The organism is Sphingopyxis sp. 10G20-10, from assembly GCF_057365075.1.
Window position 1 is genome coordinate 2694150 of the sequence record NZ_CP195117.1, and the last position, 13819, is coordinate 2707968.

Consider the following 13819-nt stretch of genomic DNA (forward strand, 5'->3'; position numbering starts at 1 on the left):
ATCGGGCAGCACCCAACTTGACTCGGCCTTGGTCCACCCACATGCTGATCTCCAAAGATAAAAGGGAGAGGCGCCATGCGTTTGATGCCGATGGCCGACGCGATGTTCCTGATGGGCGAAACGCGCGAAACGCCCATGCATGTCGGCGGAGTCAATCTCTACACGCTGCCCGACAAGGTCGATGAAACCGAATGGTTGAACGAGATGCTGGCGCTGCTTCGTCAACAACAAGGGCTACGCCGCCCGTTCAGCGATGTCCTCAAACTCACGCCGCTCGGCCAATATGGCCCGATCCGGCTGGAAACCGACCGCGACATCGACATGCACTATCATGTCCGCAGCGCCGCTTTGCCCAAGCCGGGCCGCTATCGCGAAATGTTCGAACTGGCGTCGCGGCTCCACGGCGCGCTGCTCGACCGGACGCGCCCGATGTGGGAGCTGACGCTGATTTCGGGCCTGCCCGACCGCCAGATCGCGACCTATTTCAAAATCCATCATGCGCTGATGGACGGCGCTTCGTCGATGCACTTCACCAATGCGATGCTGTCCGCCGACAAAAAGGCCAAGCCGACCTGTTCGCCGATGTCGGTCGAGGCCTTTAAGGCTTACAAAAAGCGCTTCCCGACCCCCAAAAAGCCGCCACGCCCCAACCTCATGGATATCAAGGCCATCGGCGATTTCCTGAAGGAGCAATGGGGCAACAGCGTCGGCGTGACCAAGGCGATGAACCAATATCTCGCCGCGATGTTCGGATTAGGCGGCGATGGTTTGACGACGCCCTGGTCGGGCGTTCCGCGCACCAGTTTCAACCGCAACATCACCGGCGCGCGCCGCTTTGTCGCGCAAAGCTGGTCGCTCGACCGCGTCCGCGCGATGGGCAAAGCCTATGACGGAACGATCAACGACGCAGTCCTCGGCATGTGTTCGGGCGCGATGCGGCGCTATTTGCAGGCGCTCAACGAACTGCCCGACAAGCCGCTCAAAGCGATGGCACCGGTGTCGATCCGCCCCAAGGATGACGTCGATTCGGCCAATTCGGTCGCCGCCGTCACTGCCAATCTCGCCACCAATATCGACGATCCGGCCGAGCGCATGGCGGCGATCCAGGAATCGATGAACGCGGCCAAGGCACAATTGCGCGCGATGACTGCGGCGCAAATTCAAATCTATACCGCCCTGACCCAATTTCCCGCCATGCTGACCGCGCTCACCCGCACCGCCGACCGCTTTCCGGCTTACAGCGTCACCATCTCGAACGTCCCCGGCCCGCGCGAACAGCTATATTGGAACGGCGCACGCCTCGACGGCATGTATCCCGCGAGCATCCCCGTCGATGGCATGGCGATGAACATCACCCAAGTGTCGAACAACAAGAATATCGACTTCGGCATCACCGCCTGCCGCCGCAGCGTCCCGCACGCGCAGCGCATGATCGACTATCTGGAGGAAGCGCTGGTCGAGCTAGAGGAAGCGGCGGGGATCAAAGGGAAATAAAGTTTCTCGCAGAAGGACGTCATTGCGAGGAGCCGAAGGCGACGCGGCAATCCAAAGTGTGCAGTAACCGCTCTGGATTGCTTCGCTGCGCTCGCAATGACGAATTTGCGGACCCTTAGCCGCTCTCGCCACGCGTCAAATCGCGCGCCACCTTGGGGTCGCGCAGCAATTTCTCGATATGGCTCGCCTCGTCGAAACTTTCGTCCGACAGGAATTTCAGCTTCGCGGCATATTTCATGCTCATCTTTTCCGCGACGCTCTTTTGCAGCCAGGCCGTGTTGGTGCGCAGCGCCTTCAGCACCGCCTCCTCATTCTTGCCGAGCAAGGGCTTCACAAATACCGTCGCGTGGCGCAGATCGGGGGACATCCGCACTTCGGTGATGCTCACCGGATGCTTGGTCAGCAATTCGTCATGCGCATCACCGCGCGCCAATATTTCCGACAATATATGCCGCACCTGTTCGCCCACACGCAGCACGCGGACCGATGGCCCCTGTTCCGGTTCTTTCTTCATTTCGCCTTCTTATCCTGCTCATCCAGCTTGGCAATGATGCGCGCGATAGAGCGCATGTTGCGTGCCGTGCCCTTGCACGCCAGTCGCCGTTCGATAAAGGGCGCCGTCAACCGGCTGTCCCCGACGCTTTCGCCGAAATCGATAAACAGCGCCCGATCACCCAGCGCCATCCGCTCATTGCCGCGTTGGCCCTGATCGGCCACCAGCGCTTCAAACGCCTCGGCTTCCGGTTGAGTTTCAAGAAACATGGTGTGGACGAACTTGTCCTCATTCTGTCCGGCAAAAGGATTGTCGGCAATCGCGTCGGTCAGTTCACCCTTGTCGCGCACCAGCGCCGCGCCGGTCATATCGAACCGGTCAAACATCATCAGGGCCAGCTTCTCTTCCAGCCCGCGTGTCGGACGCGCGTCATGATCGAACAGCACATTGCCGCTCGCCACCACCGTTTCGACGTTGCTGAACCCCTCGGCCTCGAACGCGCTGCGCAGATCGACCATCTTCAGCCGGTTGCCACCGACATTGATGCTGCCGAACAAGGCGACATAGCGGGTCATTGCTAGCGTCCTTCGCTATGTCCCCGCACGGGCGGGGACATAGAATCATTGGCTTTACAGCGTGCGTTCGCGCTCTTCGACCTCGAACACTTCCAGATTGTCTCCGGCCTTGATGTCGTTGGTATCACTCAGCACAACACCGCACTCCAGTCCGGTGCGCACTTCGGCGACATCGTCCTTGAACCGTCGCAGCGACGCGATGGTCGTCGCCGAAACGATAACATCTTCGCGGGTAAGACGGGCGAACAGGCCCTTCTTGATGCTGCCTTCGAGGACGAGCAGACCAGCGGCCTTGTCGCGCTTGCCGGCGGGGAAGACGTCCTTGACCTCGGCGCGGCCGACGACGGTTTCGATCCGTTCGGGGCCTAGCTCGCCGGCCATCTCCTTCGCGATTTCTTCGGTCAGGTGATAGATGACGTCATAATACATGAACCGGACTTTTTCGCGGTTCGCGATTTCGCGCGCCTTGGCATTCGGGCGGACGTTAAAGCCGATGATCGGCGCATTGGTTGCCGCGGCCAGCGTCACGTCGCTCTCGGTAATCGCTCCGGCCCCTGAATGAAGGACGCGGACGCGGATTTCGTCGGTCGACAGATTGTTGAGCGCATTGACGATCGCTTCGACCGACCCCTGCACATCGCCCTTGATGACCACCGGAAACTCGATGACATTGGCTTTGTCGGCCAGCGCGGTAAACATGCCCTCCAGGCTGACGGGCGCTTGCGCGGTCCGTTTCTTGAGCGCCTGTTCCTGGCGATAGGCCGCGACTTCGCGGGCACGCGCCTCATTCTCGACGACGGTCAGCGTATCGCCAGCCATCGGCACACCGCCAAGGCCCAGCACTTCGACCGGCATCGACGGCGTCGCCATTTTGATCTGCTTGCCCTGATCGTTGACCAGTGCGCGCACGCGACCGCTTTCGGCCCCGCAGACAAAAATGTCGCCGACCTTCAACGTGCCGCGACGGATCAATACCGTCGCCACCGGGCCGCGACCCTTGTCGAGTTTGGCCTCGACCACCGTGCCATCGGCGGGGCGGTCGGCATTGGCTTTCAGCTCCATGATTTCGGCTTGCAGCGCAATCGCGTCGATCAGCTTGTCGAGGTTGGTGCCCTTCAGCGCCGAGACTTCGATATTCTGAACATCGCCGCCCATTTCCTCGACGATCAGCTCATGTTCCAGCAATCTCTCGCGAATTTTTTGCGGGTTCGCGCCATCCTTGTCGATCTTGTTGATCGCAACGATGATGGGAACACCCGCCGCCTTGGCATGGCTGATCGCTTCGATCGACTGTGGTTTCAACCCGTCATCGGCTGCCACCACCAAAATGACGATGTCGGTGACATTGGCACCGCGCTGGCGCATTTCGGTAAAGGCTTCGTGGCCCGGCGTATCGAGGAAGGTGATGATCGAGCCATCCTTGGCCTTCACCTGATAGGCGCCGATATGCTGGGTTATGCCGCCGGCTTCGCCCGACACGACATTCGCCCCGCGCAGCGCGTCGAGCAGTGAGGTCTTGCCATGATCGACATGGCCCATGATCGTCACCACCGGAGCGCGCGACGTCAACAGCGCCGGATCTTCGCCATCATCAGCATCATGTTTGATGTCGATGTCGGCTTCGCTCACACGTTTGATTTCATGGCCAAATTCCGTGACCAAAAGCTCGGCCGTGTCCTGATCGATGGTCTGGTTGACCGTCACCGGCATACCCATTTTGAACAGGGCTTTGACCAGATCGGCCCCCTTTTCGGCCATACGGTTCGCCAGTTCCTGCACCGTGATGGTGTCGGGAACGACAACGGCGCGGACCTGCTTTTCGCGCGGACCCGAAGAGGTCGTGTGCGAACGCTTTTCCTTTTCGCGGGCACGCTTCAGCGCCGCAAGGCTGCGGGCGCGGGCGCCTTCATCCTCGTTCAGCGCGCGAGCAACGGTCAGCTTGCCCGACTGGCGACGATTGTCAGAGACACCTCCGCCGCGCCGTTCGGGCTTGTTGGGCTTGGGTTCGGGGCGCTTGGGCGCTTCCACGGGCGTAAAGCGACGCGCGGCGGGTGCCGGACGCGCAGCCTTGGGCGCGGCAGCAGCGGCGGGTTCGCTCGCTTCGGGCGCATCCTCGGCCTTGGCTTCGGTCGGCTCGGGTTCGACCTCGGCTGCGGCGGATTCTTCAGCCTTCGCCTCAGCAACCTCTTCGCGGTTTTCGACGCGGGCCTTTGCGGCTTCCTGCGCGCGCTGCCGTTCACTTTCTTCGCGGCGGCGGGCCTCTTCGAGCGACGAAAGGCGTGCCTCTTCGGCTTCGCGCAGCAATTGTGCCTGCTTTTCCTGACGCGTCATCAGGCTGTCGGCTTCGGACGCCTTTTTGGGGGCGGCCGGTTTGGGCGCAGGCTTGGGCGCGGGCGCGGGCGCGGGCTTTGCGACCTCTTCCTTCTCCGGCTCGGGCGCAGGCGTTTCGCCCGGGCGTCCGATGGCGCGCCGCCGCTTCACCTCGACGACCACCGTATTCCGGCGACCGTGGCTGAATTGCTGCTGCACCTGTCCGGCCTCGACTGTCCGCTTCAGCCCCAGAGGCTTACGGGTTAATGTCGGTTTGTCCTGTTCGTCACTCATCGAAAACTTCTATTCCTTCAAAACGCGTCGTTTTGGTGAGAGCCCTGCGGCCCCGCCATATTTGCTTGATCGGGACCGTCACCATTCGCGTTGCGATTGGCGGCGTCACTAGCCCATCCAGTGAAAAACTGCCAGCGGCTCAAATGTGCCAGCACGCGGGTTGCCGCGCGCGGGTCTATCAGCGCCAAATGCACCGCATTTTCGCGCCCTAATGCCATAGATAAGGACGATCGGTCCACGGGCAAGGTCATGCCTTCGCGTCCCGACCCCTCTTCATCGCTGCCGACACGCCAGGCCTGCGCCAGTTTTTTGCGTCCATCCTCGCCGGCATCAGAGGCGTGGAGGAGCAATTGCACCTGCCCTTTGCGCGCTGCGGTTTCGATCTTGTCATTGCCCGAAAGCAACATGCCCGCGCGCGCCTCCAGCCCCAACCGGTCGAGTGTGGCCCGTTCCAGTTGCGCCGCGATCAACGCGCCCAGATCGTCGGGAATCGTGATGGCAACCTCTTTCAGCGTGCGGGAAAGCTGGCCCTTGAGCTTGCCCTTGGCCTGCGCGGCGTCGAGCGTTTCTCGGGTCACACCGATCCACGCGCCGCGTCCGGGCGCCTTGCCCAGCACATCGGGCGCAATCCGGTTATCCGGCCCCAGCGCCAGACGCACGAGCTGGCCCGCTGGCGCAGTTTCGCCAGTCAGCACACAGCGCCGTTCGGGCACATGGTGGCCGCGCCGTCCAGCGCGGTCGGTTTCGCCTATACTGTCATTGTGCGGGGTCCGCATCGGCGGCCTCCCCGGCTTGCGGAGCGTCGGCTGCTCCAGAATCATCAGACTTTTTATCGTCCGTTTCTTCGTCATCGAACCAGTGCGCGCGCGCCGCCATGATGATCTCGTTGCCCTGCTCTTCGGACAGGCCATATTCGCCCAGCACGCCGCCCTTGTCCTCGGCGCGCTCGCGCGCCGGTCCACGGCGGTTGTCCTGCCGCTTCTTGGCGATCAGTTCATCGGTGGCGAGGTCGGCCAGATCGTCGAGCGTCTTGATGCCCGCTTTGCCCAATATCACCAACATGCCCTCGGTCAGATGCGGCATGGTCGCCAGATCGTCCTCGACGCCCAGTTCGCGGCGCTCGGTGCGCGATGCTTCTTCGCGGCGCTCCAGCGCTTCGGTGGCGCGGCTCTGCAATTCGGCGGCCAGTTCTTCGTCAAAGCCTTCGATCTCGGCCAGTTCTTCGGGGCCGACATAGGCGACTTCTTCCAGCTCGCTAAAGCCTTCGGCGACCAGCAACTGCGCCAGCGTCTCGTCGACATCCAGCTCTTCCTGAAACATCGTCGACCGCTCGACAAACTCGCGCTGACGCTTCTCGCTCGCGTCGGCTTCGGTCATGATGTCGATCTGGCTGCCGGTCAGCTGGCTGGCGAGGCGGACATTCTGGCCGCGACGACCAATGGCAAGGGAGAGCTGATCGTCGGGGACGACGACTTCGATGCGGCCATCCTCTTCGTCGAAAACGACGCGCTGGACCGTTGCCGGCTGAAGCGCGTTGACGACAAAGGTCGCCATGTCTTCGGACCAGGGAATGATGTCGATTTTTTCGCCCTGCATTTCCTGCACGACCGCCTGAACGCGGCTGCCCTTCATGCCGACACAGGCGCCGACAGGGTCGATGCTGCCGTCATAGCTGATGACGCCAATCTTGGCGCGGCTGCCCGGGTCGCGGGCTGCGGCCTTGATCTCGATGATGCCGTCGTAAATTTCGGGCACTTCCTGCGCGAACAGCTTTTTCATGAAATCGGGGTGGGCACGGCTCAGGAAAATCTGCGGTCCGCGGTTTTCGCGGCGCACCGACAGGATCAGCGCGCGGACGCGATCACCAATACGCATCAATTCGCGCGGGATCTGCTGGTCGCGGCGGATCACGCCCTCGGCGCGGCCCAGATTGACGACGATATGGCCGAACTCGACCGATTTGACGACGCCGGTGATAACCTCGCCGCCGCGATCCTTGAACTCTTCAAACTGACGCTCGCGGTCGGCTTCGCGCACCTTCTGGAAAATCACCTGCTTGGCCGACTGGGCATCAATGCGGCCCAGGTCAACGGCGGGCAGCGGGTCGACGATGAAGTCGCCGATGGCGGCATCGGCCTGCAATTTCTTGCCGGCATCCAGATCGACCTGCTTGAAATAATCCTCGACGCTCTCGACCACTTCGACGACGCGCCACAAGCGCAGGTCGCCAGTTTCGGAATCGAGCTTGGCGCGGATGTCGTTTTCGGCGCCATAGCGGGCGCGCGCGGCGCGCTGGATCGCTTCTTCAATGGCTTCGATAACGATGCCCTTGTCGATCATCTTTTCGGATGCGACGGCATTGGCAATCGCGAGCAGTTCAGCCTTGTTGGCGGAAATGGCAGTGGCCATCAGTCCTGTCCTTCTTCTTCAAATTCTTCCGCCCCATCGGACGAAATCGGAATGGTTGCAGCAATTAATTTCTCGGTCAGCACCAGCTTCGCCGTGTCGATCGCATCAAAGGGAAGCTGATGCTCCACCCCCTGTTTGTCGGTCAGCGTGATGATGCCATCCTCAATCCCGTGCAGGTCGCCGTTGAACCGTTGACGACCGTCGAGTTTGTCCTTCAGCGCAATCCGCGCCTCATATCCCGCCCAGTCGGCAAAGTCCGCAACGCGGGTCAGCGGGCGGTCGATCCCGGGCGACGACACTTCCAGCCGGTACGCATGGTCAATCGGGTCTTTGCCCGCTTCTTCCAGCGCATCAAGCTGCTCCGAAATCCGCCGCGACAGCGCCGCGCAATCCTCGATCGACAATTGCCGCGTTGCGGGCCGCTCGGCCATCACCTGCAACGTCGGATCGCTCTCGCCGCCAAAAAAGGCGACGCGCACCAACGCCAGGCCCAGCGCCTCGGCTTCGGGGGCGATAATCGCGGTCAGGGCATTCAGATCGGCCAAGGACAGCTTTCAAAATCAAACGACCGGAAAGCACGTAGAAACAGCCGCCGCGGCCCGCGGCCTCGACGTCCCAACTGGCTAACCATGTCAAGAAGTGCGCCGCATATACGCCGAAGCGCCTGAGTCGGCAAGGGGGGATGTGAGGTGGTGGCCTGCACGCCGCCCCGCAGCCGCACTGCGTTATAAAAAGCGCCGCGCGCGTTCGCGCCAGTTGTCCGCCAACGGGGCTAGGTCGGCCAGCGCAGCGGTCAGGTCGGGCCGGTTTTTGGCCTCGCCGCCGATCAACAGCCCGAACACCAGCGCGACCGGCCAGTCGGGATAGGGGCGCTCGACGAACTCCAACGCATCGCCGACACGAACATCGCCCGCTTCGATAACACGATAATACCAACCGCATTTGCCGGTCGTGACCATCTTGGCCGGCATGGATTTTAGGCCGAACCGATGCCCCATTTTCCAGCACGGCTGCCGTCCCTGACTAATCTCCACCAGCGCCGTTCCCAGCCGGAACCGGTCGCCGACGCACACGTCCTCCTCGGTCAGGCCGGTGGTCGCAATATTCTCTCCAAACGCCCCCACCGCGTCGAGCAAGCCATGCTGCGCCAGATCCTCCTGCCAAAAGGCATAATGGTCATGCGGATAATGATGGATCGCTTTGTCGACGCCGCCATGATGGACCAGATCGGCCTGCTCGTCGCCTTCCAGCCCCATCGGACCAACCGACAGCCGTTCTGTCACCGGAGTTTTGGCAACCGCGCTGGGTTCGCCATCCTCACCAAAGCTGGCGACCCGTCCGGTCAATAGGGCTTCAATAGTAAGGGGCATCCGCTGTCGCATAATCGCCTGTTGCGCCGCCCGCAATGATAAGCCGCGCCGCCGGCCCGTTCACAATACGGCGCAACGCAGTTGACCCCCGCCATCGCAAGGGGTTTATGATGAAATCGCTATGACAGATGCCCCGCCACTCGCTACGACCCAGTGGTTCAACTCGCCCCCGCTGACGCTCGAAGCCTTGCGGGGAAAGATCGTCGTGCTGGGAACATTCCAGATGCTGTGTCCCGGCTGCGTGTCGACCGGCCTGCCGCAATTGCAGCGCGTCCATGATGGCTTCGACCATAACCATGTCGTCGTCATCGGCCTCCATACCGTGTTCGAACATCATGCCGCGATGACGCCGCTCGCGCTCAAGGCCTTCATCCACGAATATCGCCTCAGCTATCCGGTCGCTGTTGACGAACCCTCGCCCGACAGGGATGTTCCGGTGACGATGGCGCGCTACGGGTTTCAGGGCACCCCGTCGCTGGCGCTGATCGACAAAGCCGGACGCCTGCGCCTCAACCATTTCGGCCATAAGCCCGACCTGCAACTTGGCGCGGCGATTGCCCAGTTGCTGACCGAAACCGATGCCCTGCTCCCGCAAGAGACGGGCGCGGCGGAGGCGAAAACATGCACGCCGGGACAAGAGTGCAACTAGCGTCAGACCCGATCCCTCGCCCGACCCTAACGCCGCCTGATGCTGTAATCGATCCGGATCCGCACCCAACTGCCCACCAACGACCGTCCACCGACGCGGGGAGGCCGCACCCTGAACTGCCATGCTGCGGCGAGCACCGCGCGATTGATCTGCGATCCGAACGGATATTCGTCGATCCCGACGCAATCCTCGACCCGAAAATCCGGCGCTGTGCGGCAAGCGATCAGGCCCCAGCCCGGGCCGCTGGCGGTGGACAAGTAACCGCTCAGCTCGTCAGGGCTCGGCTCGCGATACCAGGCCGCGGCATAGAGCGGCTCGCCATTCGGGGCCGTTCCCACCCGCGCCGTGTCATTGGAGGAGGCGCTCCTCTTGTCGGGTGGCCCATAAACCGGCGCGGCCGCTGGCGGAGGGGCGCTCTGCGGCGGCGCCTGCGAAGGGAGCGGTATGATGGGCACCGGCATGATCGGCGCGGGTTTGGGGGGCAGCGGTTCGGGCGGCGGCGGCTTCTCGGGTGCTGGCCGCTGCGGCTCGGGGCGCTTTTCGGACCGCTCAGGGGGCTTCGGCTTGGGCGCTTCCTCCGAAATCTCGCTGGCCTCCAGACTCACCGTGCTGATGCGCTCCTCCCTTTTCTCCGGCTCTTTTCTAAAGCCAAAAGAGAGCAGCAGGAACAGCAGCAGCGCCGTGATCAGGACGGCCAAGCTTATGGCAAGCGTGCGGCGCCCCACCCCGATGCTGAGCTGTTCGACATAGGGAGTGGCTGGATCAGGGCTCAGCGGACGCAATCTTTGGTGGCATTGTCCGCTGGCCAAAGTGCCCGGGACTACAGCGGCGAGCGATAGTTGGACCCCAGAGCGTTGACAAGGGCGAACGCCGTCAGGTGAGCGAAACTTGCCGCGTTGCGTTGCATGGCATGACATGCGTCAATTATGACTTGACACTGTATTGTTATGCTTTACACATGATGCATGGAAATCGAGAGCATCAGGCACAAGGCTCTTCGCCGCTTTGCAGAGAGCGGCAACGCGAAAGGCGTCATGCAGCCGGATCGCATCCGCGACATGCTTGCGTTTATATCTCAAGCCGGTTTTTTTGACGATCTCGCAACGCCGCCAAACTTCGGGTTTCACCCCCTGAAAGGAGACCGTGCCGGAGCTTTCGCAATGACCGTAACCCGTAACTATCGGCTTACATTCATTAAAATTGATGATCAGACCATCGCCGATCTTGATTTAGAGGATTATCACTAATGGCTATCCAGCTTCACCCTTCGTTCGCGGTTCACCCCGGCCCGTGGCTTCGCCGTAATATCGTCGAGCCCTATCATCTCAACGTCTCGACTTGTGCCGCACATCTGGGCGTCACCCGCGCGTCCATGAGCAACCTGCTCAATGGTCATGCGGGCCTGTCGGCTGAAATGGCCATCCGCTTTGAAAAAGCCTTTGGCATCCCATCTGCCACGCTTGTCAGGATGCAGGCCGCCCATGAACTAGTCGCAGCAAAAAAGGCGGCCAAAAACCTGAAGATCGAGCGACTGCCAGAGCCTGCCTGATCAGATCGGCATAGCCTCCTTTGCCAAGGGCCGTTCGATTGGATGCTGTCAACTTACTGAAATTAGATAAATTCTGAGAGAATGGCATGTTATGTAAGTTGAGGCTAACTAGTATTATGTCCTCGGAATTTCGTTCCGCGGAATTCCGAAAATAGAATTAGAACTGCGGCTCCACGCCCGACTCGACCTTCTGGCATTTGCCAACATAGGTGCCACTCTTGCCTTGAATAGAGATAACGCCGGTTGTCCGATCAATATGCACCTTGGGATGATTGAGGAAGTTGACCCCTGCGGATGCTTCTATCGTGCGATCTGATATCATTAGGTCGCGAAGGCCAAACCAACCTGCGTTGCCTCCACGAACAACGGGAAGGACAACACGGGGAAGTCGAATACGCCCTTCGTTGCCGTGTAATTCCACGTCCACTTGGTCGACATAATCCTGTGTTCTGGTCCCATTTACCGAGGCGCTGAATGACCCATCGTATGAGCCGCGCCCATAGTTATAGGAGCCGGATTGTTCGCCGCTGATTGTGGTGCTGTCGGGCTTAACCGCTGTTCCCCCGCCCATGCAGACTAAAAGCATCGCTGCCGCTGTTGTTGACATGATTCCCCCTGAGTCGGATTTTTACAAGAAACGATTTAAAACCCAATTACTTGGCGTTCGTTACATAGCCACTTTCCTCTCACAAGGTATAATTGGACACCAATTCTGGGGACACAATACTAATTAAGCTCACGTCCCAGTCCGCTTTGCGCCTTCGCGCCCTTGCGTGAAACAAAAATCGCTGTCCTACATTATCGCGCCATGCTTCATCCTGTCTGATGAAACCCTGCTCCCCCCTCGCCATTTCGTTTGTTCGCGCCGCGTCGCCGCAGACCCTCGCTCCCTTCACCCGAAATGGCGAAACGAGGGGGGGCCTAGTGTGACCTTTGTGACCTTTCGCCGCTTTTACCCCTTCGCCCCTGCCTGTCCCCCTGCGGGACATCGCGTTTGTGCCGCAACAATTTGTTCGTCACTCGGCGCATAAGACAGCTTGGCAAAGCCATCCCGCGAATCGGTCGCGGGCGGTTTTGCGCTGGATGACAAAACCGCATGAAGCCAGAGTTGAACCTGACGGCCCGTTCGGCCTGGCTGAACCCCCGGCCCCAACGCACCGGCCCCGACCGGCGCTTTTGGGCAGGGCTGGCGGCGGCGGTGATTGTCGCTTGCTTGCTACTCACCTTTGCCAGCGGCAGTTTGCGGGCGCATATTCAACGGCCCTATCAGGTCAGTGTTCCGGTCAATTTCAAACCCTATGACCCCGAACTTTGGGCGATCCTCAGCGCCGATAATTATGACGAGGCGTTGAAACTCGATCCGACGCTTCCCGATCCACGCAGCGTCGGCTTTGCCGATGCAACCGCACAGCCGCCCGCAGACCCCGCGCTGCTGCGCGAAGAGGCCTTTGTCGGCCCTGCGGCCAAAAGCTATGCCTTTCGCGGCGTCACCGCGACTGACCGTGAACGCGCCCATTATTGCCTGACCGCCGTCGTTTATTATGAGGCCGCGTCCGAAAGTGACGACGGGATGCGCGGCGTCGCGCAAACCGTGCTCAACCGCGTCCGTCATCCCAGTTTCCCCAACACCGTGTGCGGCGTGGTGTTTCAGGGGTCACAGCGCGCGGGCGTGTGCCAGTTCACTTTCTCGTGCGACGGCGCCATGGCGCGCGCGCCCAGCCGCGCCGGATGGCTGCGCGCCAGCCGCATCGCGACCGAAGCGCTGGCCGGCAAAGTCTTTGCCTCGGTCGGCCTCGCCACCCATTATCATACGCAGGCGATCTGGCCGCGCTGGGGCAAAAGTCTGGTGATGACCAATATCGTCGGCGCGCATATCTTTCACCGCTGGCGCGGGCGATGGGGCGAACCCGATGCGTTTCGTGCCCCCTATGGCGGGCGTGAGCCGGTTCCCGGCCCCTATATGCCCGTCGCGCAACAGCTTGCCGCGCTGGGCAAGGGCGGGGTTGCCCCGACCGACCTGCTGCCCGCAGGAAGCGGCAGCGTGACGACGCCACTGCCAGCCACCGCACCCGCGCCGACACCGGCCGCGATGTCCCAGCTCAACCGCGACATCGGCACGCCCGTCGCGCCGCCCAAGGCTGCGCCCCCGCCCGCCAGCTATAAAGACCCCCGCCTCAACCAGTCGGGACAGGTCCGCGACGAATTTAGCGGCAGCGGAACATGGATAAAATGACCCGCATCGGCTAGCCTCCAAGGCTCGGCAATCAAGGAGACGGACGATGGGACATGTCAAAGGCATCGGCGGGCTTTTCTTTCGCGCCCGCGACCCCGACGCACTCAACGCCTGGTACAAGGAGCGATTGGGGATCGGCGGGGGCTGTGTTGCCGACGCCGATATGACGAGCAATGAATGGGTGTGGCAGGTCGCGGCTGGTCCGGTGGTCTTTGCGCCGTTCAAGGCCGACACCGACTATTTCCCGGCCGAGCGTCAGTATATGATCAATTTGCGCGTCGACGATCTCGACGCCGTCCTCGCGCCGTTTCGTGCGGCTGGCGAAGAGATTATCACCAAGGATGAATGGAACGATCCCGCCGTTGGCCGCTTTGCCCGCGTCCATGATCCCGAAGGCAATCCGATCGAGTTATGGGAGGTGCCGACGACCGATAGCTAAGCGC

The 13819-nt window shown here is 61.4% G+C and carries 15 protein-coding genes; 6 read left to right on the plus strand and 9 right to left on the minus strand.

Annotated features, from left to right (window positions below):
* Positions 1 to 75: 75 nt before the first annotated feature.
* A complete protein-coding gene (locus tag ACR3XE_RS13145) occupies positions 76 to 1494 on the plus strand; it encodes a WS/DGAT/MGAT family O-acyltransferase (RefSeq protein WP_473699752.1) in 1419 nt (472 codons plus the stop codon).
* Positions 1495 to 1609: 115 nt separating this feature from the next.
* Here ACR3XE_RS13145 and rbfA read toward each other — a convergent pair whose 3' ends face one another.
* The 7 genes from rbfA to ACR3XE_RS13180 all read right to left on the minus strand — a co-directional run bounded on the left by rbfA (position 1610) and on the right by ACR3XE_RS13180 (position 8945).
* Positions 1610 to 2008, minus strand: coding sequence for a 30S ribosome-binding factor RbfA (gene rbfA / locus ACR3XE_RS13150; protein WP_473699751.1), 399 nt, complete (start codon positions 2006 to 2008; stop codon positions 1610 to 1612).
* Entirely contained in the window at positions 2005 to 2562 is a 558-nt protein-coding gene (locus ACR3XE_RS13155; RefSeq protein ID WP_473699750.1) for a DUF1697 domain-containing protein, read from the minus strand. Before ACR3XE_RS13155 ends, rbfA begins: the two co-directional genes overlap by 4 nt.
* A gap of 54 nt (positions 2563 to 2616) precedes the next feature.
* Positions 2617 to 5166 (minus strand): translation initiation factor IF-2, encoded by a 2550-nt coding sequence (gene infB / locus ACR3XE_RS13160; RefSeq protein ID WP_473699749.1) that lies wholly within the window; start codon positions 5164 to 5166, stop codon positions 2617 to 2619.
* 17 nt (positions 5167 to 5183) lie between these two features.
* Positions 5184 to 5942, minus strand: coding sequence for a DUF448 domain-containing protein (locus ACR3XE_RS13165; RefSeq protein ID WP_473699748.1), 759 nt, complete (start codon positions 5940 to 5942; stop codon positions 5184 to 5186).
* Positions 5923 to 7575 (minus strand): transcription termination factor NusA, encoded by a 1653-nt coding sequence (nusA, locus tag ACR3XE_RS13170; protein ID WP_473699747.1) that lies wholly within the window; start codon positions 7573 to 7575, stop codon positions 5923 to 5925. Before nusA ends, ACR3XE_RS13165 begins: the two co-directional genes overlap by 20 nt.
* Positions 7575 to 8120 (minus strand): ribosome maturation protein RimP, encoded by a 546-nt coding sequence (gene rimP, locus ACR3XE_RS13175; RefSeq protein WP_473699746.1) that lies wholly within the window; start codon positions 8118 to 8120, stop codon positions 7575 to 7577. Before rimP ends, nusA begins: the two co-directional genes overlap by 1 nt.
* Before the next feature lie 180 nt (positions 8121 to 8300).
* Positions 8301 to 8945, minus strand: a complete 645-nt coding sequence (locus tag ACR3XE_RS13180; RefSeq protein WP_473699745.1) for an MOSC domain-containing protein — start codon at positions 8943 to 8945, stop codon at positions 8301 to 8303.
* 121 nt (positions 8946 to 9066) lie between these two features.
* Here ACR3XE_RS13180 and ACR3XE_RS13185 point away from each other — a divergent pair, with 121 nt between their 5' ends.
* Entirely contained in the window at positions 9067 to 9594 is a 528-nt protein-coding gene (locus ACR3XE_RS13185; RefSeq protein WP_473699744.1) for a redoxin domain-containing protein, read from the plus strand.
* A 26-nt stretch (positions 9595 to 9620) separates the two neighbouring features.
* Here ACR3XE_RS13185 and ACR3XE_RS13190 read toward each other — a convergent pair whose 3' ends face one another.
* Entirely contained in the window at positions 9621 to 10376 is a 756-nt protein-coding gene (locus ACR3XE_RS13190; RefSeq protein WP_486185799.1) for a hypothetical protein, read from the minus strand.
* A 183-nt stretch (positions 10377 to 10559) separates the two neighbouring features.
* On the opposite strand from ACR3XE_RS13190, the gene ACR3XE_RS13195 reads away from it, so the two are divergent.
* Together ACR3XE_RS13195 and ACR3XE_RS13200 are read left to right on the plus strand one after the other, a co-directional pair.
* Positions 10560 to 10841, plus strand: coding sequence for a type II toxin-antitoxin system RelE/ParE family toxin (locus tag ACR3XE_RS13195; RefSeq protein WP_473699742.1), 282 nt, complete (start codon positions 10560 to 10562; stop codon positions 10839 to 10841).
* Complete coding sequence (locus ACR3XE_RS13200) at positions 10841 to 11143, plus strand: HigA family addiction module antitoxin (RefSeq protein ID WP_473699741.1); 303 nt, start codon at positions 10841 to 10843, stop codon at positions 11141 to 11143. Before ACR3XE_RS13195 ends, ACR3XE_RS13200 begins: the two co-directional genes overlap by 1 nt.
* Positions 11144 to 11300: 157 nt before the next feature.
* On the opposite strand, the gene ACR3XE_RS13205 is transcribed toward ACR3XE_RS13200, so the two are convergent.
* Positions 11301 to 11750, minus strand: a complete 450-nt coding sequence (locus ACR3XE_RS13205; RefSeq protein ID WP_473699740.1) for a hypothetical protein — start codon at positions 11748 to 11750, stop codon at positions 11301 to 11303.
* Positions 11751 to 12239: 489 nt separating this feature from the next.
* Between ACR3XE_RS13205 and ACR3XE_RS13210 the strand changes: the two genes are divergently transcribed.
* Together ACR3XE_RS13210 and ACR3XE_RS13215 are read left to right on the plus strand one after the other, a co-directional pair.
* Complete coding sequence (locus ACR3XE_RS13210; protein ID WP_473699739.1) at positions 12240 to 13376, plus strand: cell wall hydrolase; 1137 nt, start codon at positions 12240 to 12242, stop codon at positions 13374 to 13376.
* Positions 13377 to 13422: 46 nt separating this feature from the next.
* Entirely contained in the window at positions 13423 to 13815 is a 393-nt protein-coding gene (locus ACR3XE_RS13215) for a VOC family protein (protein WP_473699738.1), read from the plus strand.
* Positions 13816 to 13819: the final 4 nt, after the last annotated feature.

Bases quoted from the DNA above. Each gene is read 5' to 3' on its own strand.
- ACR3XE_RS13210 (WP_473699739.1), top strand. From the start codon at position 12,240: ATGAAGCCAGAGTTGAACCTGACGGCCCGTTCGGCCTGGCTGAACCCC.
- rbfA (WP_473699751.1), bottom strand. From the start codon at position 2,008: ATGAAGAAAGAACCGGAACAGGGGCCATCGGTCCGCGTGCTGCGTGTG.
- ACR3XE_RS13205 (WP_473699740.1), bottom strand. From the start codon at position 11,750: ATGTCAACAACAGCGGCAGCGATGCTTTTAGTCTGCATGGGCGGGGGA.
- ACR3XE_RS13180 (WP_473699745.1), bottom strand. From the start codon at position 8,945: ATGCCCCTTACTATTGAAGCCCTATTGACCGGACGGGTCGCCAGCTTT.
- ACR3XE_RS13200 (WP_473699741.1), top strand. From the start codon at position 10,841: ATGGCTATCCAGCTTCACCCTTCGTTCGCGGTTCACCCCGGCCCGTGG.
- ACR3XE_RS13155 (WP_473699750.1), bottom strand. From the start codon at position 2,562: ATGACCCGCTATGTCGCCTTGTTCGGCAGCATCAATGTCGGTGGCAAC.
- ACR3XE_RS13215 (WP_473699738.1), top strand. From the start codon at position 13,423: ATGGGACATGTCAAAGGCATCGGCGGGCTTTTCTTTCGCGCCCGCGAC.
- ACR3XE_RS13145 (WP_473699752.1), top strand. From the start codon at position 76: ATGCGTTTGATGCCGATGGCCGACGCGATGTTCCTGATGGGCGAAACG.
- ACR3XE_RS13195 (WP_473699742.1), top strand. From the start codon at position 10,560: ATGGAAATCGAGAGCATCAGGCACAAGGCTCTTCGCCGCTTTGCAGAG.
- ACR3XE_RS13165 (WP_473699748.1), bottom strand. From the start codon at position 5,942: ATGCGGACCCCGCACAATGACAGTATAGGCGAAACCGACCGCGCTGGA.
- ACR3XE_RS13185 (WP_473699744.1), top strand. From the start codon at position 9,067: ATGACAGATGCCCCGCCACTCGCTACGACCCAGTGGTTCAACTCGCCC.
- infB (WP_473699749.1), bottom strand. From the start codon at position 5,166: ATGAGTGACGAACAGGACAAACCGACATTAACCCGTAAGCCTCTGGGG.
- nusA (WP_473699747.1), bottom strand. From the start codon at position 7,575: ATGGCCACTGCCATTTCCGCCAACAAGGCTGAACTGCTCGCGATTGCC.